This is a genomic window from Rhizobium redzepovicii (assembly GCF_019793435.1).
GTDB lineage: Bacteria > Pseudomonadota > Alphaproteobacteria > Rhizobiales > Rhizobiaceae > Rhizobium > Rhizobium redzepovicii.
Window position 1 is genome coordinate 318,899 of record NZ_JAILYH010000006.1, and the last position, 20,526, is coordinate 339,424.

At 62.0% G+C, this 20,526-nt stretch carries 19 protein-coding genes; 11 read left to right on the plus strand and 8 right to left on the minus strand.

Annotation, left to right across the window (positions count from 1 at the left end):
* The first annotated feature begins 19 nt into the window (after nucleotides 1–19).
* Nucleotides 20–1,858, plus strand: a complete 1,839-nt coding sequence (ilvD, locus tag K6N12_RS12265) for a dihydroxy-acid dehydratase (protein WP_097629956.1) — start codon at nucleotides 20–22, stop codon at nucleotides 1,856–1,858.
* Between the two features lie 36 nt (nucleotides 1,859–1,894).
* On the opposite strand, the gene K6N12_RS12270 is transcribed toward ilvD, so the two are convergent.
* Nucleotides 1,895–2,248, minus strand: a complete 354-nt coding sequence (locus K6N12_RS12270) for a lysozyme inhibitor LprI family protein (RefSeq protein WP_097629955.1) — start codon at nucleotides 2,246–2,248, stop codon at nucleotides 1,895–1,897.
* 21 nt (nucleotides 2,249–2,269) lie between these two features.
* Complete coding sequence (locus K6N12_RS12275; protein ID WP_097629954.1) at nucleotides 2,270–2,650, minus strand: YkvA family protein; 381 nt, start codon at nucleotides 2,648–2,650, stop codon at nucleotides 2,270–2,272.
* 257 nt (nucleotides 2,651–2,907) lie between these two features.
* Between K6N12_RS12275 and K6N12_RS12280 the strand changes: the two genes are divergently transcribed.
* Both K6N12_RS12280 and K6N12_RS12285 read left to right on the plus strand, forming a co-directional pair.
* Nucleotides 2,908–4,311, plus strand: coding sequence for a DegQ family serine endoprotease (locus tag K6N12_RS12280; RefSeq protein WP_097629953.1), 1,404 nt, complete (start codon nucleotides 2,908–2,910; stop codon nucleotides 4,309–4,311).
* Nucleotides 4,308–5,624 (plus strand): replication-associated recombination protein A, encoded by a 1,317-nt coding sequence (locus tag K6N12_RS12285; protein WP_097629952.1) that lies wholly within the window; start codon nucleotides 4,308–4,310, stop codon nucleotides 5,622–5,624. Before K6N12_RS12280 ends, K6N12_RS12285 begins: the two co-directional genes overlap by 4 nt.
* 32 nt (nucleotides 5,625–5,656) lie before the next feature.
* On the opposite strand, the gene K6N12_RS12290 is transcribed toward K6N12_RS12285, so the two are convergent.
* Complete coding sequence (locus K6N12_RS12290; RefSeq protein ID WP_097629950.1) at nucleotides 5,657–6,331, minus strand: VIT1/CCC1 transporter family protein; 675 nt, start codon at nucleotides 6,329–6,331, stop codon at nucleotides 5,657–5,659.
* Between the two features lie 286 nt (nucleotides 6,332–6,617).
* The gene (locus K6N12_RS12295; RefSeq protein ID WP_131711842.1) at nucleotides 6,618–6,929 is read right to left on the minus strand and encodes a DUF1883 domain-containing protein; all 312 of its coding nucleotides are present in this window, start codon (nucleotides 6,927–6,929) and stop codon (nucleotides 6,618–6,620) included.
* 168 nt (nucleotides 6,930–7,097) lie between these two features.
* Here K6N12_RS12295 and K6N12_RS12300 point away from each other — a divergent pair, with 168 nt between their 5' ends.
* Nucleotides 7,098–8,036 (plus strand): alpha/beta fold hydrolase, encoded by a 939-nt coding sequence (locus K6N12_RS12300; protein WP_097629958.1) that lies wholly within the window; start codon nucleotides 7,098–7,100, stop codon nucleotides 8,034–8,036.
* 84 nt (nucleotides 8,037–8,120) lie between these two features.
* Here K6N12_RS12300 and K6N12_RS12305 read toward each other — a convergent pair whose 3' ends face one another.
* Complete coding sequence (locus K6N12_RS12305) at nucleotides 8,121–8,972, minus strand: oxidoreductase (protein ID WP_097629948.1); 852 nt, start codon at nucleotides 8,970–8,972, stop codon at nucleotides 8,121–8,123.
* Between the two features lie 132 nt (nucleotides 8,973–9,104).
* On the opposite strand from K6N12_RS12305, the gene K6N12_RS12310 reads away from it, so the two are divergent.
* The gene (locus K6N12_RS12310; protein WP_097629946.1) at nucleotides 9,105–9,992 is read left to right on the plus strand and encodes a LysR family transcriptional regulator; all 888 of its coding nucleotides are present in this window, start codon (nucleotides 9,105–9,107) and stop codon (nucleotides 9,990–9,992) included.
* Nucleotides 9,993–10,162: 170 nt separating this feature from the next.
* Nucleotides 10,163–11,137 (plus strand): alpha/beta hydrolase, encoded by a 975-nt coding sequence (locus K6N12_RS12315; protein WP_179867210.1) that lies wholly within the window; start codon nucleotides 10,163–10,165, stop codon nucleotides 11,135–11,137.
* A 39-nt stretch (nucleotides 11,138–11,176) separates the two neighbouring features.
* Here K6N12_RS12315 and K6N12_RS12320 read toward each other — a convergent pair whose 3' ends face one another.
* The 3 genes from K6N12_RS12320 to K6N12_RS12330 form a co-directional block, all read right to left on the minus strand.
* Nucleotides 11,177–11,800 (minus strand): carboxymuconolactone decarboxylase family protein, encoded by a 624-nt coding sequence (locus K6N12_RS12320; protein ID WP_012557380.1) that lies wholly within the window; start codon nucleotides 11,798–11,800, stop codon nucleotides 11,177–11,179.
* A 63-nt stretch (nucleotides 11,801–11,863) separates the two neighbouring features.
* Nucleotides 11,864–13,399 carry a sensor histidine kinase gene (locus tag K6N12_RS12325; RefSeq protein ID WP_097629943.1) on the minus strand — a complete coding sequence of 512 codons (1,536 nt, stop codon included), beginning with the start codon at nucleotides 13,397–13,399 and terminating at the stop codon, nucleotides 11,864–11,866.
* A 198-nt stretch (nucleotides 13,400–13,597) separates the two neighbouring features.
* Nucleotides 13,598–13,918: a hypothetical protein gene (locus K6N12_RS12330; RefSeq protein ID WP_239620371.1), complete on the minus strand. Its 321-nt coding sequence runs from the start codon at nucleotides 13,916–13,918 to the stop codon at nucleotides 13,598–13,600.
* A gap of 277 nt (nucleotides 13,919–14,195) precedes the next feature.
* Between K6N12_RS12330 and K6N12_RS12335 the strand changes: the two genes are divergently transcribed.
* The 5 genes from K6N12_RS12335 to K6N12_RS12355 form a co-directional block, all read left to right on the plus strand.
* On the plus strand, nucleotides 14,196–15,269 hold the full coding sequence (locus K6N12_RS12335) for a LacI family DNA-binding transcriptional regulator (RefSeq protein ID WP_097629941.1): 1,074 nt from the start codon (nucleotides 14,196–14,198) through the stop codon (nucleotides 15,267–15,269).
* Nucleotides 15,270–15,274: 5 nt separating this feature from the next.
* A complete protein-coding gene (locus tag K6N12_RS12340; RefSeq protein WP_179867209.1) occupies nucleotides 15,275–16,888 on the plus strand; it encodes an acyl CoA:acetate/3-ketoacid CoA transferase in 1,614 nt (537 codons plus the stop codon).
* On the plus strand, nucleotides 16,881–17,660 hold the full coding sequence (locus tag K6N12_RS12345; protein ID WP_097629937.1) for an enoyl-CoA hydratase/isomerase family protein: 780 nt from the start codon (nucleotides 16,881–16,883) through the stop codon (nucleotides 17,658–17,660). The genes K6N12_RS12340 and K6N12_RS12345 overlap by 8 nt, the downstream gene beginning before the upstream one ends.
* A complete protein-coding gene (locus K6N12_RS12350) occupies nucleotides 17,660–19,180 on the plus strand; it encodes an aldehyde dehydrogenase family protein (protein WP_097629936.1) in 1,521 nt (506 codons plus the stop codon). Before K6N12_RS12345 ends, K6N12_RS12350 begins: the two co-directional genes overlap by 1 nt.
* A gap of 88 nt (nucleotides 19,181–19,268) precedes the next feature.
* Nucleotides 19,269–20,526 (plus strand): ABC transporter substrate-binding protein (locus K6N12_RS12355; RefSeq protein WP_222148813.1); only part of this gene is annotated, 1,258 nt, incomplete at its 3' end.

Consider the following 20,526-nt stretch of genomic DNA (forward strand, 5'->3'; position numbering starts at 1 on the left):
CACGTCGAGGAAGATACCGATGCCAGCCTACCGTTCCAGAACCACGACCCACGGCCGCAACATGGCAGGCGCGCGCGGCCTTTGGCGCGCCACGGGCATGAAGGATTCGGATTTCGGCAAGCCAATTATCGCGGTGGTGAATTCTTTCACCCAGTTCGTGCCCGGCCACGTGCACCTGAAGGATCTCGGCCAGCTCGTTGCCCGCGAAATCGAGGCGGCCGGCGGCGTTGCCAAGGAGTTCAACACGATCGCCGTCGACGACGGCATCGCCATGGGCCATGACGGCATGCTCTATTCGCTGCCCTCGCGCGAACTCATCGCCGACAGTGTCGAATACATGGTCAATGCCCATTGCGCCGACGCTATGGTCTGCATCTCCAATTGCGACAAGATCACCCCCGGCATGCTGATGGCGTCGCTGCGCCTCAACATACCCACAGTCTTCGTCTCAGGCGGCCCGATGGAAGCGGGCAAGGTCGTGCTGCACGGCAAGACGCATGCGCTCGACCTCGTCGATGCCATGGTCGCAGCAGCCGATGAAAAAATCAGCGACGAGGACGTTCAGACCATCGAGCGCTCGGCCTGTCCGACCTGCGGCTCCTGTTCCGGCATGTTCACCGCGAATTCGATGAACTGCCTGACCGAGGCGCTCGGCCTGTCGCTGCCCGGCAATGGCTCGACGCTTGCAACCCACGCCGACCGCAAGCGCCTCTTCGTCGAGGCCGGCCATCTGATCGTCGATCTTGCCCGCCGTTACTACGAGCAGGACGATATCAAGGCGCTGCCGCGCACCATCGCCTCCAAGCAGGCCTTCGAGAATGCCATGGCGCTCGATATCGCCATGGGCGGCTCGACCAATACGGTCCTGCACATCCTCGCCGCCGCTCATGAAGGCGAAATCGATTTCACCATGGCCGATATCGACGCACTCTCGCGCCGGGTGCCCTGCCTGTCGAAGGTCGCACCCGCCAAGAGCGATGTTCATATGGAAGACGTGCACCGCGCCGGCGGCATCATGTCGATCCTCGGAGAGCTCGATAAGGGAGGTCTCTTGAACCGCAATTGCCCGACAGTGCATGCCGAAACGCTGGGCGATGCAATCGACCGCTGGGATATTACCCGCACCACCAGCGAAACCGTCCGCAACTTCTATCGTGCCGCACCCGGCGGCATTCCGACCCAGGTCGCCTTCAGCCAGGAGGCCCGTTGGGACGAACTCGACACCGACCGCCAGAACGGCGTCATCCGCTCGGTCGAACATCCTTTCTCTAGGGATGGCGGCCTTGCCGTGCTCAAGGGCAATCTCGCGGCCGACGGGTGCATCGTCAAGACGGCCGGCGTCGATGAATCGATCCTGAAATTTTCCGGCCCGGCCCGTGTCTTCGAAAGCCAGGATGCCTCCGTCAAGGCGATCCTCGCCAATGAGGTGAAGGCCGGCGACGTCGTCGTCATTCGCTACGAAGGCCCGAAGGGCGGCCCCGGCATGCAGGAAATGCTCTATCCGACGAGCTATCTGAAATCGAAGGGCCTCGGCAAGGCCTGCGCGCTGATCACTGACGGCCGCTTCTCCGGCGGTACCTCCGGCCTCTCGATCGGCCACGCCTCGCCGGAAGCGGCAAATGGCGGTACGATCGGCCTGGTGCGCGAAGGCGACATGATCGACATCGACATCCCGAACCGCACGATCAGCCTGCGCGTCGACGAGGCCGAACTTGCCGCCCGCCGCGCCGATCAGGACGCCAAGGGCTGGCATCCCACAGAAGTGCGCAAGCGCAACGTCACGACGGCGCTGAAGGCTTACGCCGCCTTCGCGACGAGCGCCGATCGCGGCGCCGTGCGGGATCTGAACGCTCGCTAACGCGCGTCAATCGATAGTCTTTTCGACCGGTCGCTTTCAAAGCGGCCGGTTGATGTTTTTATAGCTCTCGCCGAGCTGCTTCAGCCGCTCATCATAGGCAGCCTTGATACAGACGGCATCCGCCGCGCATTCCTGCCGTTTCTTCAGCCAGGCGGTCTGCTCGTCCTGCAATGTCCCGCGCGCGCCCATCGCCAGCAGGCCGGAGAGCAGCTCGAAGGTCGTCACCATCTTCACGTCGGCGTCGTTGAGCGCGCGATTGTCGCAGATCGTCTTTTCGTCCGGCTTCAATTCCTTCGCGTCGCAGTCGAAACTCGCCGCCTGTGCCATATCCGATGCGAAGATCGAAATCGCAAAACCAAAACCCATCATCATCGCTCTTGCCGTCATCATTCCTGTTCCTGTTGCTGCCGGTCAAACCAGGTTGCGCAATGCCAGAGCCAGGAAGATGATGCAGGCAAGCCAGACGGCAAGGATGAAGATCAGTCCGGCCCGGCCGGAGGGGCGCTCGATACGTCTTGCCGCCTCGTCGCGAAGCGCGCTCATCACCTCAGCCGGGATAAGCCGCGTCGCCAGCAGAATGCCGAGAGGCACGATGATGAGATCGTCGAGATAACCGAGCACGGGAATGAAATCGGGGATGAGATCGACGGGCGACAGCGCATAGGCGGCAACGGCGCCGGCCACCGCTTTCGCATGCCACGGCACCCGCGGATCCCGCGCGGCAAGCCATAGGGCGACGATGTCACGCTTCAGTGACTTCGCCCAGATTTTGGCTTTTGATATCAGTTGCATGGCCAAATTTCCTGAATCGAATTCGCAAAGGCTTCAAGCGCAGTCTCGTGGGGTCGTCTCTGCCTCATTCTTCCATGCTTCCGCCCTCTTTCCTTTCTAGCGTCGGGCGGCAGACAGGATGAATTTGGGCCGGTTCGGCCTGAAATCTGAATACTGTTCGCATTAAATAGTTAGAGGAGGATGTCGTCCGAAAACCGCTCACACTTTTCGGCATCATGCTCTAAAACGATCCACAAGAGGATTCAAAAGGGATACCCATGCAAGGCCTGTTCAAGCGCGCCTCCGTCTCGCTACTCGCTCTCATGCTCGTTCTGCCGGCTGCGGCCAATGCGCAGACCGCAAAGACGGTGCCCGAGAGCCAGATGCAGATGCAGCTCTCCTTCGCGCCGCTCGTCAAACAGACGTCGGGCGCCGTCGTCAATGTCTATGCGGAAAAGACCGTCCGGCGGCAGTCGCCCTTTGCCGGCGACCCCTTCTTCGAGCAGTTCTTCGGCCAGCAGATGCCGAATCGCTCGGAAAAGCAGTCCTCGCTCGGTTCCGGTGTCATCGTCGAGGCGAACGGCACTGTGGTGACCAACAATCACGTGGTCGAAGGCGCCGATGATATCAAGGTTGCGCTGCCGGATGGCCGCGAATTCCCCTGCAAAGTGGTACTGCGTGATGACCGTGTCGATCTTGCCGTGTTGAAGATCGACACCAAGGAAAGTTTCCCGACATTGCCGATCGGCAATTCCGATGCCGTCGAGGTCGGTGATCTCGTTCTGGCGATCGGCAATCCCTTCGGCGTCGGCCAGACGGTGACGAGCGGTATCGTCTCCGCACTGGCCCGCAACCAGGTGGTCAGGAACGAGTTCGGCTTCTTCATCCAGACCGACGCCTCGATCAATCCCGGCAATTCCGGCGGCGCTCTGATGAACATGAAGGGTGAGTTGATCGGCATCAACACCGCGATCTTCTCGCGCGGAGGCGGCTCGAACGGTATCGGCTTTGCCATCCCCGCCAATCTGGTCAAGGTCTTCCTCGCCTCGGCCGATGCCGGCGTCAAATCCTTCGAGCGGCCCTATGTCGGCGCGAGTTTCGATGCCGTGACCTCGGAAGTCGCCGAAGCGCTTGGACTGAATAAGGCTCGCGGCGCGCTGGTCGTCAAGGTCTCGGAAGGCGGCCCGGCCGCCAAGGCCGGGCTGAAGGCCGGTGAAATCATCACCGCTGTCGACGGTATTTCGGTCGAGCATCCGGATGCGCTGCTTTACCGGCTGACGACGGCCGGTCTCGGAAAATCGGTCAAGCTCACGGTCGTCGAGAACGGCCGCGAGGAGCAGCTGCCGCTGACGCTCGATCGCGCCCCGGAAACCTCGCCGCGCGACCAGCGCACCATCGGCGGGCGTACCCCCTTCAGCGGCGCTGTCGTCGAGAACCTGTCGCCGCGGGTCGCCGACGAGCTGCGCATGCCGCCGGAATCGGCAGGCGTCGTCGTATCCGAGGTGAAGGAGGATTCGCCTGCCGCCCGACTCGGTTTCGAGCCGAAGGATATCATCGTCTCGATCAACGGCACCGATGTGAAGTCGACCAGCGAGCTGTCCCAAATCGCCGATAGCGACCCCGGCCTCTGGCGGGTGGAAATCGAGCGCGACGGCCAGCGCATCCGGCAGTTCTTCCGATGAGCAATGATCTCTTCGCGCCGCGTGTTCCGGAGGAGGTTGCCGCCAAGCGGCCGCTTGCCGACCGGCTGCGGCCGAAGACGCTCGCCGATGTCACCGGTCAGGAACATCTGACCGGTGAAGACGGCGTGCTGAAACGAATGATCGAAAGCGGTTCGCTCGGCTCGATGATCTTCTGGGGCCCGCCCGGCACCGGCAAGACGACGGTGGCGCGGCTGCTGTCGGGCGAGGCGGGGCTGGCTTTCGAGCAGATTTCAGCGATCTTTTCCGGTGTCGCCGATCTGAAGAAGGTGTTCGAAACGGCCCGCCTGCGCCGCATGGACGGTCGTCAGACGCTGCTCTTCGTCGACGAGATCCACCGTTTCAACCGCGCCCAGCAGGACAGTTTCCTGCCCGTCATGGAGGATGGCACCGTTATCCTCGTCGGCGCCACCACCGAAAACCCGTCCTTCGAGCTCAACGCCGCTCTGCTGTCGCGCGCCCGGGTGCTGACCTTCAAGTCGCATGACGAGGAGAGCCTGGAGGAATTGCTGAGGCGCGCCGAGGCGATCGAGCAGAAGCCGCTGCCGTTGACCGAGGAAGCGCGTCTCAGCCTGATCCGCATGGCCGACGGCGACGGCCGTGCGGTGCTGACCCTTGCCGAAGAGGTGTGGCGAGCCGCCCGCGAGGGCGAGAGCTTCGACACCGAAGGCCTGACGCGGATCGTCCAGCGCCGCGCGCCCGTCTACGACAAGGCGCAGGACGGCCATTACAATCTGATCTCGGCGCTGCACAAATCCGTGCGCGGCTCGGATCCCGATGCCGCTCTATATTATCTCGCCCGCATGTTCGATGCCGGCGAGGATCCGCTCTATCTCGGCCGGCGGCTGGTGCGCATGGCGGTGGAAGATATCGGCCTTGCCGACCCGCAGGCGCTGGTGATCTGCAACGCCGCCAAGGATGCTTATGAGTATCTCGGCTCTCCGGAAGGCGAACTGGCGCTGGCGCAGGCCTGCGTCTATCTCGCCACCGCGCCGAAATCGAATGCCGTCTACACCGCCTTCAAGGCGGCAAGCCAGGCCGCCAAGCAGAACGGCTCGCTGCTTCCACCGAAGCATATCCTCAATGCGCCGACCAAGCTGATGAAGGGCGAAGGTTACGGCGACGGCTACCGCTACGATCACGATGAACCGGACGCCTTTTCCGGCCAGGATTATTTCCCAGAGAAAATGGGCCGCCAAACCTTCTACGATCCTCCGGAGCGCGGCTTCGAGCGCGATATCCGCAAGCGGCTGGAATGGTGGGCGAAGCTTCGCAAGGAGCGCAACCCGCGCTGACGCCTCTGTGGCTGTTCGGTTGCGAACGCGGCTCAGCCGCCAAGAGCGATCGCTATTGCAACCAGAAGCAATCCAAGACACGTCATCGTCATGCCTGCCTGAAAGGCCCTGCCTCCGGAAAATTTCGCCCACGCATAACCCGTCACAAACAGCAGCATGATCAGAAACAGGTTGCTGACCCTCAAGGCAAGGTGCGCGTCTTCGAGGAGAAAGAATGGGAGAACTGCCGGAATGGCGGTCGCCGAAACCAGGAGGAAGACGGCGATTGCGGCGGACAGATCACCTTTCGAAAATGACACCTTCACTGGGGCGGCCTGGCGTGCGAGGGTCAGCAGCGATTGATAGAGCGCGTCCGTGTCGGCGGCCTTCGCAGAGAATGGCGCTTCTTTAATCGGGAATTCGTTCGCGAGAACCATGAGCGCTTCAGATTCGTCCCCGGCGGCTTTGATTTGCCGGAAAAGGCGCAGCCGCCTGCTCTTGTAAAATGTGGTACCCAGAATGAACAAGACGGCGTCGATGATCCCCCACGCGACATTGCATCCGATCGTCGCGACGATCAACTCGTGGACATTTAATCCTTCTTCTTCAAAAACAAGCCTGGAACCAACCGTCAAGGTCAGCGCCATGATCAATCCGAAAAGGATTTCCCCTAACGCATCGCCTGGATCGATGATTTTGGTGATGCGACCGGTCGGGTTCGACGTCATGGACTACTCCCACATGATGAAAATCCTGCAGCGTCGCGCGTCGTCGATTCCGATTCAAGGAATTACGCAATAGCCAGCGGTTTCCGCTCGCTATCGGAACATGAAATCGCGAGCCGAGTTGCAGCTGGCGGCCTGAAGAATTGTTATCGACCTTGCCGCCCAATTCATTGATTGCGATCAAAGGTCAGTGTGATTGGCCACATTGTGACCAGGGCCTCTTGCTGATGGGGCGTTGTCTGCACATGCCCGGTGCTTTCCACGTGGCGGAGGGGCGGTGCTGCAAAGCTTAGGAGGACCGCGGCGTCTTCTGATTGGCTGGCGCGGCGATTACCTTGACGGTGGATTCCGCCAACCCGTGATGACCTTCCATGTCGACGACGACATGCCAGTGACCGTGTTCCGGAACGGCAAGCTTGACTGGCGATTTGCGCGCCACGCCGCCGATATATTTGAAATCGAGAACTTCGGTGAAGCGCTGGAAATTCGGCGCCGACATCAGCCGCACATTGTTCACCGCATTCAACGACACCTCGACGATCGTTCCGGCGCGTTGTTCCTTAAGATCGTAGTGGGTGAAGCGAAAATTCGGTTTCGGCATCGGTCTCGTGGTGTCTGACGTCTCTGCGGCGAGATTTTACCAGCATGCCGGTTAAGGAAAAGTTGGATATCGCTCGCAAAGCCCGATCGGAGAAATTCCGAAACCCGGTGTCGGAAAAGCCTGGCCCCCGCCGTCCTTGCGGTATTGATGCAAAAACGGAGCAAGGACATGTTGAAAATGAGGCTGATTTCGATGATCGCAACCGTCGCCGCATTCCTGGCCGCGCCCGACATGGCAGGCGCCGGCGGTGCGCCGAGCGAGGATAAGGCGGTCGCGCCGATAGTCAGGAAGGGAAGCGTACCGGTCAACGGTATTGACTATTACTACGAAATCCGCGGGAAGGGCGAACCGCTGCTGCTACTGCACGGCGGCCTCGGGCAGATCGAGATGTTCGCGCCGGTCATGCCTGTTTTCGCCGACCACCGGCAGGTGATCGCCGTCGATCTGCAGGGCCATGGCCGTACGCCCCTCGGCAAGCGGCCGATCGACCTTGCGGCAATCGGCGCCGACCTTGCGATCCTGGTGAAGCAGCTCGGTTACGACAAGCTCGACGTCTTCGGTTATTCCTTCGGCGGCGGGGTGGCGCTGAACATGGCGGCGAATGCGCCCGACCGCGTGCGCCGCCTGGTAATCCTCTCGGCGCCCTATGCGCAGAACGGCTTCTTCCCGGAGATGCTGCCGCAGCAGGCGGCCGTCGGCGCCGGCATGGCCGAGATGATGAAAGACACGCCGATGTTCCTCACCTACAAAGCGGTGGCGCCCGACGTTTCCGAGTTTCCGAAGCTGCTCGACGCCATGGGTGCGTTGATGCGCGAACCCAAGGATTATAGCGATGCCGTCGCAAGGCTCACCATGCCGGTCATGCTGATCTATGGCGATGCCGATATGATCCGCCCCGAGCATATGATCGACTTCTACCACAAGCTCGGCGGCGGCCTGCGCGATGCGGGCTGGATGCGGGAGAACATGTCGAAGAACCGGCTGGCGATCCTGCCCGATCTCACCCATTACGAGACCTTCGCTTCGCCGCTGATGGCCAATGTGGCGATGACTTTCCTCGACGGCGGCGGCAAGGCGCCGAACTGGGCCGAGCAGGTCGGCAAATAAAGTGAGGCGGTCGGGCTTCTGGTCACGAGCGAACCTGCGCCGCACCCCGATATCCGGGAAGCGGCGCAGGCATGGTCTTGGGTATCAGGCCGAGGCCGTTGCATCGCTCTGAAAATCCGTGGAGACGGCAAGTTCACGCCAGGCGGCAAGTTCCATTTCGACGCTCGCATGCTGCCCTTCGATCATCGCCACCGTGTCGCTGCCGAACGGCATGCGCAGCGGCGGGTTGGCCGAATTGACCATTGTCATGATGCCGGCTGCGAGCTTGGCGGGGTTGCCGGGCTGGGCATGATTGGCGTCGGCGGCGAAATTGCGCATGTTGCCGGCCGGCGTGCCTTCGTAATCGGCGATGGAGGCCGGGCTGACCGCGAGCGATGTGTCGGCGAGAAAGTCGGTGCGGAAGAAGCCGGGCTCGACAATCGTCACCTTGATGCCGAAGGGTTCGAGTTCGGCGGCCATCGATTCCGACAGCCCCTCGACGGCGAATTTCGTCGAGCCGTAGACGCCCCAGCCGGGATAGCCGAAGTAACCGCCGATCGAGGAAAAGTTCAGGATATGGCCGGAACGCTGGCGGCGCATATAGGGCAGCACGGCGCGCGTCACCTTCAGAAGGCCGAAGACATTCGTGGCATAGAGCTTTTCGATCTCCTCGGCCGTGGCCTCCTCGACGGCACCGAGCAGGCCGTAGCCAGCATTGTTGGCGAGAACATCAATGCGGCCGAAGCGGGCGATGCCGGCTGCCGCAGCTTCTTTCGCCTGGGCCTCGTTGGTGACGTCAAGGGCGACGGCGAGGAGGTTCGGATGATCGCCGAACTGCTCGGTGACGGTCTTCGGGTTGCGGGCGGTGGCGATAACGGCATCGCCAGCGGCGAGAGCTTCCTTGGTCATCAGCGCGCCGAAGCCGCGGGATGCACCAGTGATGAACCAGACTTTCATGACAAATTCCTTTCGACGACTAATTGGCTGTCTCGGCGTCGCATCTCTGTGCTGACTAGGCTGAATTTGACCGAAAATCCGTTGCTGTATAAGATTTGTTATTCTTGAAACTATGATGAGCAAAATTCAGCAATGCGCGCCACCGACCTTTCCGAACTCGCTGCCTTCGCGGCCGTTGCCCGCCATAAGAGTTTTCGCAAAGCGGGCGAGGAGAGGGGTGTCACCGCCTCAGCGGTCAGCCATGCGGTGCTCAACCTCGAAGATCGGATAGGCATTCGCCTGCTCAACCGCACGACGCGCAGCGTCTCGCTGACCGAGGCCGGCGAACTACTGATCTCGCATCTCGACCCCGCCTTCGGCGAGATGGCGGCAGCGCTCGATGCGCTGAACCGTTACCGCGACACGCCCTTCGGCAAGGTGAGGATCAACGTGCCGAATTCGATCGGCCCCTTCGTCATCGGCCGCGTCATTGCCCCGCTGCTCCAGCGTAATCCCAATCTGCAACTGGAGATCAACGCAACGGACAGGCTGGTCGATATCGTCGAGGAGGGTTTCGATGCCGGCATCCGCTTCGGCGAGCGTGTCACCGAGGGCATGATCGCGCTACGCATCAAGCCGCGGATCCGTCTGGTCGTCGTCGGTTCGCCTGCCTATTTCGAGGCCCGACCGAAGCCGGCGACGCCGCACGATCTCAAGCGCCATCTCTGTATCCAGAACATGTTTCCGTCAGGCGCGCGTTATGCCTGGGAGTTCGAGAAGGATGGCCAGACGGTCAGCTTTCAGCCGACCGGACCTCTGTCGCTCGATGATCACGAACTGATGCTGCAGGCAGCGCTCGGCGGCGTCGGCCTTGCCTATATCTGGGAGCCGCGGGTGGAGAAGGCGATTGCCGACGGAGAACTGATCCAGGTGCTCGACGACTGGTGCCAGCCGGAGGAGCCGCTCTATCTCTACTATCCGAGCCGCCGCCACATGTCGGCGGGCTTCAGGGCGGTCATCGATGCGATGAAAGCCGAGTAAAAAAGCTCAGGATTCGCACTCTTCACCCTTTTGACTCCTGCGGGTGAACCGGCCAATGATGCTGCCATGGCCGCCATGGTCAGCATCATCGGGAGAGGTTGATGAACGGTCGGATTTTGCCAACTGTCAATCGAAGCGCATTAAAGCGGCTCGGCGGTCTGTTGCCCGCATTGGCCACGGTGATGTTGCTGGCCTCGGCGGCCGTCGGAAAGGACATTGAACCGCAAAGCCAGGCCTCGCGCGAGCAGGTCGAAAAACTCGTCGGCCTCTGGAAGGATCATTTTACCGGCGCCGATAGCCTGCAGCAGCGGCGGACAGCCTTCCGAACGCTGCTGGAAACGACGCCGGGGCCAACACGCATCCAGGTCCGGCAGGTCGATGCCGACGGCGTCGATGCCGAGCTGATGTGGCCCGCCCGTCTTCATCACCCGATCGGCCAAAGGGTGATCCTTTATATTCATGGCGGCGGCTTTTCGGGCGGCTCTATCCGCACGCACAGCCTGCTTGCCGGCTCGCTCGCCAAGGCCGCATCCAGCGACGTGCTTCTGATCGAGTATCGGCTAATGCCCGAATATACCTATCCCGCTCAGATCAACGACGCGCTGACGGCCTATCGCTGGCTTCTCGACAACGGCTATCGCGCCGAGAATGTCGTCGTGGCGGGAGACGGCGCCGGCGGCAATATCGCGCTGGAGACGGTGCTGCGGCAGAGGCAGGCGGCAAAACCGCTGCCGGCGGCCGTCATTGCGCTCAGCCCCATCACCGATCTTGCCGCGACCGGTGGATCGATGACATCGAATGCCGACAGCGATCCGCTGGTCGGCAGGGCCTCGATCGAAACTTTGCGCAAGGCCTATCTCGGCAGCCGGTCGCCGAACGATCCCCAGGCATCGCCGCTTTATGCCGACATGACCGGCTTTCCGCCGCTACTGCTGCAGGTTGGCTCCGGCGAAGCGCTGCTGGACGATACGCTGCGGCTTGCCGACAAGGCACGTCAGGCGGGGGTGGATGTCACCACCGAGATTTGGCCGGGCATGCCGCATCAGTGGCAGCTGTTTCCCTCGCTGCTCGACGATGCCGACCGGTCGAGCCAGAATATCGCCGAATTTGCGATCCGGCATTTCGCAGACAAGCCGCAGGAGTAGGACCGCAGAAGCAGGGGCTTCACGTCCTCGCGCTCCGCCTTATTGCGATGTGCCACGCGACGGTGACGGCGCCAGAGGCCGCTCGACCTCCCGGCCGACGCTGAGCGCCTTTCTGACATTCGGCTCCAGCCGCTCGATATAGGCGTGATCGGGTGCAGCCCCCAGCGCATCCAGCATTTTCGAGAAGAAACACCGGGCCGCCGCCGCGGCCGTGACGTCGAAGACCTCGGCATCGCTCAGCCCGTGTTTTTTCAGCCCGTCTATATCCTGCTGGGTGATCGACGTCGCGTCGCGCGCCACCTTGGCGGCAAAAGCCATGATCGCCCTTTCGCCGGCATCGATCGGCGCTTTCTCCGTTTCGTTGACGACAGCCGTCAGCCCGTCGCTGGTAAAACCTTCCCGCAGCAGCACCGAGCCGTGCGCCAGCATGCAATAGGAGGATTTCAGCTCCTTGGCCGCCGCCAGCGTCACCAGCTCATAGCGCCTGAGGCTCATATGTCCGCGAATGCTGGAAAGCAGCGCTGCCCAGTTCTCCATCACCTCCGGCCGGTGTCCGAAGGCGCGGTACATGTTCGGCAGATAACCATAATTCGCCTCGGCCGACGCATACATCGACGTCGTCTTCTCGCTGGCGGATGCATTGGGGGTGTGAATGAAAGCCATGGCATGGTCCTCCTCTATAGCGAGAAGGATAGGGTAGATATTGAGGACAGCAATCCTGAAATATCAGGCAGCGTCGCTGTTCTCTGAAGCGTTACCGGTGCGCCTGATCGGAAGGGTTACGGTGAATGTCGATCCGCAGCCTCTCGCGCTTCGAACCTCTATCGAGCCGTTGTGCAGTTCGACGATCTGCTTCACCAGGTTCAGGCCAATGCCCGTCCCGGCAATTCCGGTCGACGTTCCGGCACGAAAATAGCGCTGGAACAGCCGGGGCACGTCTTCGGGATCGATCCCCACCCCGTCATCGCTGATCGAAACTTTGACGTTTCCCGTCTCCTCCCATGCCGTGACGCGAATTTCCGAGGTTCCGGGCGCGTATTTGACGGCGTTGGACAGCAGGTTGGTAAAGACCTGCGCTAAAGTTCGGGGATCGGCATCGATGAACTCCGGCAGCCCGTCGATATCCAACACGAAGCTGTGCGTTTTGGCGATCGTCGACTGCCGCTCGCAACAGCTTCTTATCAATGATCGCAAGGCGCAGGCATCGTAGCTGATGTCGATCTTGCCGGTGTCGAGGCGCCCGGCCGAAAGGATGCTCTCCATGAGATCGACTATCCGGTTCACCGATGCGCGGATCTGATCGACCTTGTCGCTTAAGAATTCGGGCTCGACTGCTCCTCTTTTGCGCAGCAGCCGCTGGGCGGCAGCGTCGATGATGGCGAGCGGGGTGCGGAATTCATGGGAGGCCATTGCCACGAACTGCCGCTGCAATTCGTTGATGTTCCGCTCCTGCGCAAGCATTCGCTCGAGTTCCCGCGCCTGCCGCTCGACCTCGGCCGTGCGGCTCTGCACCGTCGTTTCGAGCTGATCGTGGTGCTGGCGCAGCTCTTCCGTCAGCCGCACTGTTTTGGTGACGTCTTCGTGGGTGGCGACGTATCCACCGTTCTGCATCGGATTGTGGGTGATTTTGATGACGCGGCCGTCGGAAAGCACGATATTCTGGCTGGCCACCGCGCCGCGCGCGGTCGCTTCGAACACCACATCGAAATAGGTGGCAGTGTCGGCCGGACCATTTCCCTCGCGGCTGCGATAAGCCAGGATATCGACAAGCGGCGTCCCCGGTTGCGTCAATCGGTCCGGCAGATTGTACATCCGCGCGTAGGCTGGGTTGCACAGGATCAGCTTCTTCGTCGAATCGAACATGCACAGCCCGTGCGGCATGTTGCGGAGTGCTGCGTCGAACCGGTGATGTTGTTCGGTGAGACTGTCTTCGACGCGGATCAGGGTCGAGATGTCTTCGTAGCTGAGGATCCAGCCTCCCTCTTTCGATGGGGCGTAGGTCATTGAGACCATCCGTCCGTCAGACAGCGCAAACTGAGACGTGTGCGGCCTGCCTGTCGTCGACCGCCGGCATGCGGCCGCGCGGCAATCGGCGGTGCCCGGCAGTCCGTCGATATTCATTCCTCTGCCGATGGCTCCAGCCGGCAGCCCGAGAATATCGAGGGTGCGGGAGTTGAACGCCGTCACCCTATTGGCAGAATCAAGCAGAACGATGCCCTGCGGCAGGCTCTCCAGAATGGATTCAAACGAGTGTGGCGTCATCCCGCCCTGCTTCAGATCTGACACGTTGCACGTATCCGTAGCATTCGTCAGAAACGATAAAGTTTCGCTAAAGCCTATCGGCGGGAGCTCATCGAGAGCAATTCCAGCAACAGTGCGCCGCGGTTTTGCATCACTTAGCCGCGTTGGTCGCGCTGCTCGTCCAGAAGATCAAGGCTGTCCTCTCCCGCCTCGTTGACGTCACTCGGCATGGCTTTGCCGGTCTCCTGATAAACAAGCCAGGCGACGTGCATTCCACCCGCCTTCGCTGGGCTTACCTGCCGCCTCGGTAAGACGACGAAGAGTCCCGCGCTCCTCATCGCCGTAGACAAGATCGGAGAAATATCCGCCGGTTAGGCGCCCGCCATCGCCCCAGGCGCGGATTGCCGCCAAGGCGGCCTCTGCTTCCGCCGCGTCGGGTTCGGTGCGCCTAATTTGCGCCACCAGAGATGCGGCGACGGCTGTCAGGCGCTGTGCCTGTTCGCGTGGCGGCAGAGCGGTCAGTTCAGCGCGCAATGTCATGTTTCGATGATCTCCTCCACTGGTCGCGGCGCAATCATTGTCTCGACAGCATAAGGGACGAGTCCCGAATCCTCCACGACTTTGCAACCGCAGGCGCCTCTCAACTGTGGCCGGAATTTAGATCGTTCCAATTTTTTAGTTGAAATGTTGACAACGAAATAAAGCTGGCAACTCACTAGAAGCAAATAAATGCATACCGGATCCCTAAATTTCCCTTGACAGAATTGGAACGTTCCAAATATTTATCCATCAGTCGACGTCGTGGTCGGAGAGGGAAATGACAAAGGCGCGGGTGACCGTCATTGACATCGCAAAGGCCGCCGGCGTCTCCAAGTCGACGGTGTCGCTGGTGTTGCAGGGCTCCTCCCTGGTCAATGAGGGGACGCGCTCCAAGGTCAATGCCGTGATGCGCGAACTCGGCTATGTCTATAATCGCGGCGCCGCCAATCTTCGCCAAGCCGGTGCGAAATCGAAGATTGTCGGAGTTGTCGTCAACGATCTGACGAACAGCTTCTTTGCGGAGCTGGCGGTCGGCGTCGATATGGTCGTTCAGTCGGCCGGCTTCGTGCAGTTCCTGTCGAACACCGGCGAGAGCATCGACCGGCAGCGTGAGGTTGTCGCGTCGATGCGTGAGCACGGCATTTCCGGCCTCATCGTCTCGCCGGCCCGCGCCACCGATGCCGCCGACTTCAAGCCGCTCGTTGCAGCCGGGATTCCAGTTGTGGTCGTCGTTCGAAACCTGCCCGGCGCCAAGGTCTCGTCGATCGTTTCCGACAACCAGGCCGGCATGATGTCCGCGGTCAAGCATCTGGCGGGCCTCGGTCACAAGCGCATCGCTTTTCTCGGCGGCTTTCCGGACACCGCCGTCTTCGACGACAGGCTTGCCGGCTACCGAAGCGGCGTTGAGGCAGCCGGGCTCGACTATCACGAAGAACTCGTCATCGCGTCCGCGCCGTCGCGGGCCGGCGGGGTAGAGGCGATCGGAAAAGCGATTGCGCTCGGCCGCCGGCCGACCGCGGCCGTCTGCTTCAACGATGCGGTGGCGTTCGGCGTTTGCGACGGGTTGCGCGCGCGCCGGCTGGAGCCGGGTGCCGACTTCGCCGTGGTGGGCTTCGACGATGTCATCGAGGCCCAGGCAGCGGTCCCGGCGCTGACGACGGTCTCGGTCGACCCGCAGGGCATCGGGCGTCGCGGCGCGCAGATGCTGCTCAAGCAGATCAATGCGGGCAAGGCCGAAGCGGAGACGGTGACGACGGCCGTTCGGCTGGTCGTTCGCGAAAGCTGCGGCGCCGGCAGGGCCCCGCCGTCGAAGACCGGCAAGAGCGTAAAATCGAAACAGGACGCCGAGTAATGCACATGAAGAAGCATCTCACCCCAGCCGAAGCGGCCGCGCTCATCCCGGATGGCGCCGTCGTGACGGTATCGTCTTCGAGCGGTCTCGGTTGCCCGGATCTCATGCTGAAGGCGATCGGCGAGCGTTTCGAGGCGACCGGCCATCCCCGTGATTTGACGACCCTTCATCCGATCGCTGCCGGCGACATGAGCGGTATCAAGGGCATCGACCATATTGCCAGGAAGGGCCTGCTGAAACGTATCATCGGCGGCTCCTACCCGTCGGGACCGTCATCGTCCGAGCCGCCGCTGATCTGGCAGATGATCACCAACAACGAGATCCCGGCCTACAACATTCCCTCTGGCATCCTGTTCGACATCCATCGCGAAGCCGCCGCCAAGCGGCCGGGCGTGCTGACCAAGATCGGCGTCGACACATTCGTCGACCCCCGGCGGCAGGGCTGCGCGATGAACGAGCTGGCTTCGGAGCAGCAGGTGGTCAAGCGCGTCAGCTTCGAGGGCGACGACTGGCTGTTCTTCCCCTCGATCGTCCCTCAGGTCGCCATCATCCGCGCCACCACCGCTGATGAGCGCGGCAACCTGACATACGAACATGAGGGCGCCTATCTCGGCGGTCTCGATCAGGCGCTCGCCGCCCGCAACAACGGCGGCATCGTCATCGCCCAGGTCAAGCGGATCACCAAGGAAGGCTCTTTGAAACCGCATGACGTCCGAGTGCCGGGAATGCTGGTCGACTATATCGTCGTCGATCCCGATCAGAAGCAGACAACGCAGACTGGGTATGATCCGGCGATTTCGGGTGAGATCTTCCGCCCGCTCGACAGCTTCCACGTTCCGGAGTTCAATGTTCAGAAGGTGATCGCGCGCCGTGTCGCGCAGGAGTTGCAGGCGGGAAGCTGCGTCAATCTCGGCTTCGGAATTTCGGCCAATGTACCGCGCATTCTGCTGGAGGAGGGGCTCCACGGCGCCGTCACCTGGGTGATCGAGCAAGGCGCGGTCGGCGGCGTGCCGCTGCTCGATTTCGCCTTCGGCTGCGCCTCCAATGCCGACGCCTATATGCCATCCCCTTATCAGTTCACTTACTTTCAGGGCGCTGGCTTCGATGCGTCGCTGCTCTCCTTCCTCGAGATCGGCAAGGACGGGTCGGTCAACGTCTCCAAACTTTCCTTCCGGCCGCATGTGACGGCCGGCGCCGGCGGCTTCGTCGACATCACGGCGCGGGCAAAGAAGATTGTTTTTTCAGGCATGTTCAACGCCGGGGCGAAGCTTTCGATCGCCGATGGGGCTCTGCTCATTGAAAAAGAGGGCAAGCTGAAGAAGCTCGTCAACAAGGTCGAACACGTCACTTTCAGCGGCAGGCGGGCGATCGAGCAGGGGCAGGATATCATCTATGTCACCGAGCGCTGCGTGATGAAGTTGACGCCCGAAGGCATCGTCCTCACCGAGATCGCCCCGGGCGTCGATCTTCAGTCCCAGATCCTCGATCAGTCCGAATTTCCGCTGATCGTCGCGCCCGACCTGAAGGTCATGGATGCGACACTCTTCGGCGAGGCCGGCATCGGCCTGTCGCTTCCAGCCAAACGGGCACGGACGCTGGAGGGCACTTTCCATGGCTAGCGGAACAGTCAGGATCGATATCGACGGACATGTTGCGACCCTGACAATTTGTCGTCCTGAGAAACTCAACGCGCTCGATCTCGACATGCTGAAAGCCTTGGCGGACGCCGCCGATGCCGTGGAGGCAAACCCGGACGTACGCGCCGCGGTTCTGACCGGTGAAGGAAAGGGTTTTTCCGCCGGAGGCGATATCAAGGCCTGGGGCGGAATGCTGCCCCAGGAGTTCGGTCACGCCTGGGTTCGGCATGGTCACCGGATCTTCGAACGGCTGGCGACGCTTCGGGTGCCGCTGGTCGCGGCGCTGAACGGCCACGCTCTCGGAGGCGGGCTCGAGCTGGCGGGCGTTGCCGACATTCGCATCGCCGAGGAACACATTAAGATAGGCCTGCCGGAAACCGGCCTTGGCATGGTGCCGGGCTGGTCCGGCACCCAGCGTCTCGTGCGCCGGTTCGGCGCCCAGGCCGTCCGTCGCATGGCGCTCGGCGGCGAGATATTCACCGCCGAGGAAGCCCGCCTGCTCGGTATCGTCGACGCGGTCGTTCCGACAGGAAACTCGGTCGCCGCCGCCAGGGAATATGCCGGGCGGATCGCGGCGAGGGGACCGGCGGCCCTCGAGATCGTCAAATTGATGATCGCATCGGCGAACGGCGAAGACAACGGAACGGCGGTCGAAGCCCTGGGCTCGATCCTCGCCGCGAAAACCGGCGATCTGAAGGAGGGCGTCGCATCATTCAGCGAGAAGCGCCCGGCAACGTTCAAGGGAGAATGGTAATGACGGTTCTCGTCAACCCCACGGCGCTCAGCGACCACAAGGCGCGCGATTTCAAGATGCTGATCGACGGCAAATGGGAGGCCGGCGCCTCCAATCCGATCGAACGTATCGCGCCAAGCCATGACGTCGTGGTCAGCCGGTTTTCGACCGGCAGTCGGAAGGATGCCGAGCGCGCGATTGCTGCAGCACGCAAGGCCTTCGATGACGGGCCGTGGCCGCGCATGACCGCGTCCGAACGCTCCGCCATCCTGCTCAAGGCTGCAGATCTGATCGCGGCGCGTGCTGAAGAACTGGCATTTCTCGATGCCATCGAGGCAGGCAAACCCATCACCCAGGTGAGGGGAGAAATTGCCGGCTCGGTCGACATCTGGCGCTATGCGGCGGCTTTGGCACGCGATCTCCATGGCGAAAGTTACAATACGCTCGGCGACGGCACGCTCGGCGTCGTCCTGCGCGAAGCGATCGGCGTTGTCTCGATCATCACGCCGTGGAACTTCCCGTTCCTGATCGTCGGCCAGAAACTGCCCTTCGCGCTCGCCGCAGGCTGCACGGCCGTCGTCAAGCCTTCGGAACTGACGTCGGGATCGACGCTCGTCTTGGGCGAAATCCTGCAGCAGGCGGGCATTCCCGATGGCGTCGTCAATATTGTCACCGGTACGGGACCTGAAGTCGGCGCGGTCATGACCTCGCATCCCGATGTCGACATGGTCTCCTTCACCGGCTCGACCGGTGTCGGAAAACTGACGATGTCGAATGCCGCGCAGACGCTGAAGAAAGTCTCGCTGGAGCTGGGCGGCAAGAACCCGCAGATCGTTTTCCCCGATGCCGACCTCGATGCCTTCATCGATGCCGCGGTCTTCGGCGCCTATTTCAATGCCGGCGAGTGCTGCAACGCCGGCTCGCGGCTGATCCTTCACAAGTCGATCGCCTCAGACGTCGTCAGGCGTGTCGCCGAGCTGTCGAAGGGGGTGAAGGTCGGCGATCCCCTCGATCCCTCGACGCAGGTCGGCGCGATCATCACGCCGCACCATTTGGAGAAGATTTCAGGCTATGTCGCCGGCGCCAGGAGCAGCGGCGCCCGCGTCGCCCATGGCGGCGAGACGCTCGACCTCGGCATGGGGCAGTTCATGTCGCCGACGATCCTCGAAGCCGTCACGCCCGATATGCCGGTGGCGCGCGAGGAAGTCTTTGGTCCGGTCCTGTCAGTCCTGACATTCGAGACTTCAGCCGAAGCGATCAGGATTGCCAATTCCATCGACTACGGCCTGTCGGCCGGTGTCTGGAGCCGTGATTTCGACACCTGCCTGACGATCGGCCGGTCGGTGCGGGCGGGCACGGTCTGGATGAACACCTTCATGGACGGCGCCTCGGAGCTTCCCTTCGGCGGCTACAAGCAGAGCGGCCTCGGCCGCGAACTCGGCCGCCATGCGGTCGAGGATTATACCGAGACCAAGACGCTGAACATGCATATCGGTAAACGCACCGGTTGGTGGATGCCGCAGACGGAAAAGCTGGCCTAGCTGGCAAAGCAACTACGCCCGGGGAGGGCGGGTAATCGGATGCGGGAATGGTCCTGCATCTTCCAAGAGGGAACTGGGAGGTTCTTCGATGAATAGGTTTTTGACCACCACGGCCGTGATCGCATTGTCTCTGGCGGGCGCCCATGTCGCGGCGCAGGCAGCCGACGTGAAGGAAGTGCAGATGCTGCACTGGTGGACATCAGGCGGCGAAGCGGCGGCCTTGAACGTCTTGAAGCAGGATCTGTCGAAGGAAGGCTTTGCCTGGAAGGACGTTCCGGTTGCCGGCGGCGGCGGTGATGCGGCGATGACGGCGCTGAAGGCGATGGTGGCGGCCGGCACCTATCCGACAGCCTCGCAGATGCTGGGTTATACCGTCCTCGATTATGCCCAGGCCGGCGTCATGGGCGACCTGACCGAGACGGCGAAGAAGGAAGGCTGGGACAAGTCGGTGCCGGCGGCGCTGCAGAAGTTCTCCGTCTATGACGGCAAATGGGTCGCAGCCCCCGTCAACGTCCACTCGGTCAACTGGCTGTGGATCAACAAGGCGGTGATGGACAAGATCGGCGGCACTGAGCCGAAGAGCTTCGACGACCTGATCGCGCTGCTCGACAAGGCCAAGGCTGCCGGTGTCATTCCCTTGGCGCTCGGCGGCCAGAACTGGCAGGAAGCGACGATGTTCGATTCCATCGTGCTGTCGACCGGCGGCCCGGAGTTCTACAAGAAGGCCTTCAACGACCTCGATGAGGAGTCGTTGAAGTCGGACACGATGAAGAAGTCCTTCGACAATCTGGCGAAGATCGTCAAATACGTCGACCCGAACTTCTCCGGCCGCGACTGGAACCTCGCGACCGCCATGGTCATCAAGGGTGATGCGCTGGTGCAGGTGATGGGCGACTGGGCCAAGGGCGAATTCGTCGCCGCCAAGAAGACCCCGGACAAGGACTTCCTCTGCTACCGCTTCCCCGGCACCGATGGCAGCGTCGTCTACAACTCCGACATGTTCGGCATGTTCAACGTCCCCGACGACCGCAAGGCGGCGCAGGTGGCGCTGGCGACGGCGACGCTGTCGAAGAGCTTCCAGTCGGCCTTCAACGTCGTCAAGGGTTCGGTGCCGGCGCGCACCGACGTTCCCGACACCGACTTCGACGCCTGCGGCAAGAAGGGCATCGCCGACCTGAAGGCGGCCAATGAGGGCGGCACGCTGTTCGGCTCGCTCGCCCAGGGCTATGGCGCCCCGCCGGCGATCGCCAATGCCTATAAGGACGTCGTCTCGAAGTTCGTCCACGGCCAGATCAAGAGCTCCGACGAAGCCGTCAAGCAACTCGTCCAGGCGATCGACGACGCCC

Bases quoted from the DNA above. Each gene is read 5' to 3' on its own strand.
- ilvD (WP_097629956.1), top strand. From the start codon at position 20: ATGCCAGCCTACCGTTCCAGAACCACGACCCACGGCCGCAACATGGCA.
- K6N12_RS12270 (WP_097629955.1), bottom strand. From the start codon at position 2,248: ATGATGACGGCAAGAGCGATGATGATGGGTTTTGGTTTTGCGATTTCG.
- K6N12_RS12275 (WP_097629954.1), bottom strand. From the start codon at position 2,650: ATGCAACTGATATCAAAAGCCAAAATCTGGGCGAAGTCACTGAAGCGT.
- K6N12_RS12280 (WP_097629953.1), top strand. From the start codon at position 2,908: ATGCAAGGCCTGTTCAAGCGCGCCTCCGTCTCGCTACTCGCTCTCATG.
- K6N12_RS12285 (WP_097629952.1), top strand. From the start codon at position 4,308: ATGAGCAATGATCTCTTCGCGCCGCGTGTTCCGGAGGAGGTTGCCGCC.
- K6N12_RS12290 (WP_097629950.1), bottom strand. From the start codon at position 6,331: ATGACGTCGAACCCGACCGGTCGCATCACCAAAATCATCGATCCAGGC.
- K6N12_RS12295 (WP_131711842.1), bottom strand. From the start codon at position 6,929: ATGCCGAAACCGAATTTTCGCTTCACCCACTACGATCTTAAGGAACAA.
- K6N12_RS12300 (WP_097629958.1), top strand. From the start codon at position 7,098: ATGTTGAAAATGAGGCTGATTTCGATGATCGCAACCGTCGCCGCATTC.
- K6N12_RS12305 (WP_097629948.1), bottom strand. From the start codon at position 8,972: ATGAAAGTCTGGTTCATCACTGGTGCATCCCGCGGCTTCGGCGCGCTG.
- K6N12_RS12310 (WP_097629946.1), top strand. From the start codon at position 9,105: ATGCGCGCCACCGACCTTTCCGAACTCGCTGCCTTCGCGGCCGTTGCC.
- K6N12_RS12320 (WP_012557380.1), bottom strand. From the start codon at position 11,800: ATGGCTTTCATTCACACCCCCAATGCATCCGCCAGCGAGAAGACGACG.
- K6N12_RS12325 (WP_097629943.1), bottom strand. From the start codon at position 13,399: ATGACGCCACACTCGTTTGAATCCATTCTGGAGAGCCTGCCGCAGGGC.
- K6N12_RS12330 (WP_239620371.1), bottom strand. From the start codon at position 13,918: ATGACATTGCGCGCTGAACTGACCGCTCTGCCGCCACGCGAACAGGCA.
- K6N12_RS12335 (WP_097629941.1), top strand. From the start codon at position 14,196: ATGACAAAGGCGCGGGTGACCGTCATTGACATCGCAAAGGCCGCCGGC.
- K6N12_RS12340 (WP_179867209.1), top strand. From the start codon at position 15,275: ATGAAGAAGCATCTCACCCCAGCCGAAGCGGCCGCGCTCATCCCGGAT.
- K6N12_RS12345 (WP_097629937.1), top strand. From the start codon at position 16,881: ATGGCTAGCGGAACAGTCAGGATCGATATCGACGGACATGTTGCGACC.
- K6N12_RS12350 (WP_097629936.1), top strand. From the start codon at position 17,660: ATGACGGTTCTCGTCAACCCCACGGCGCTCAGCGACCACAAGGCGCGC.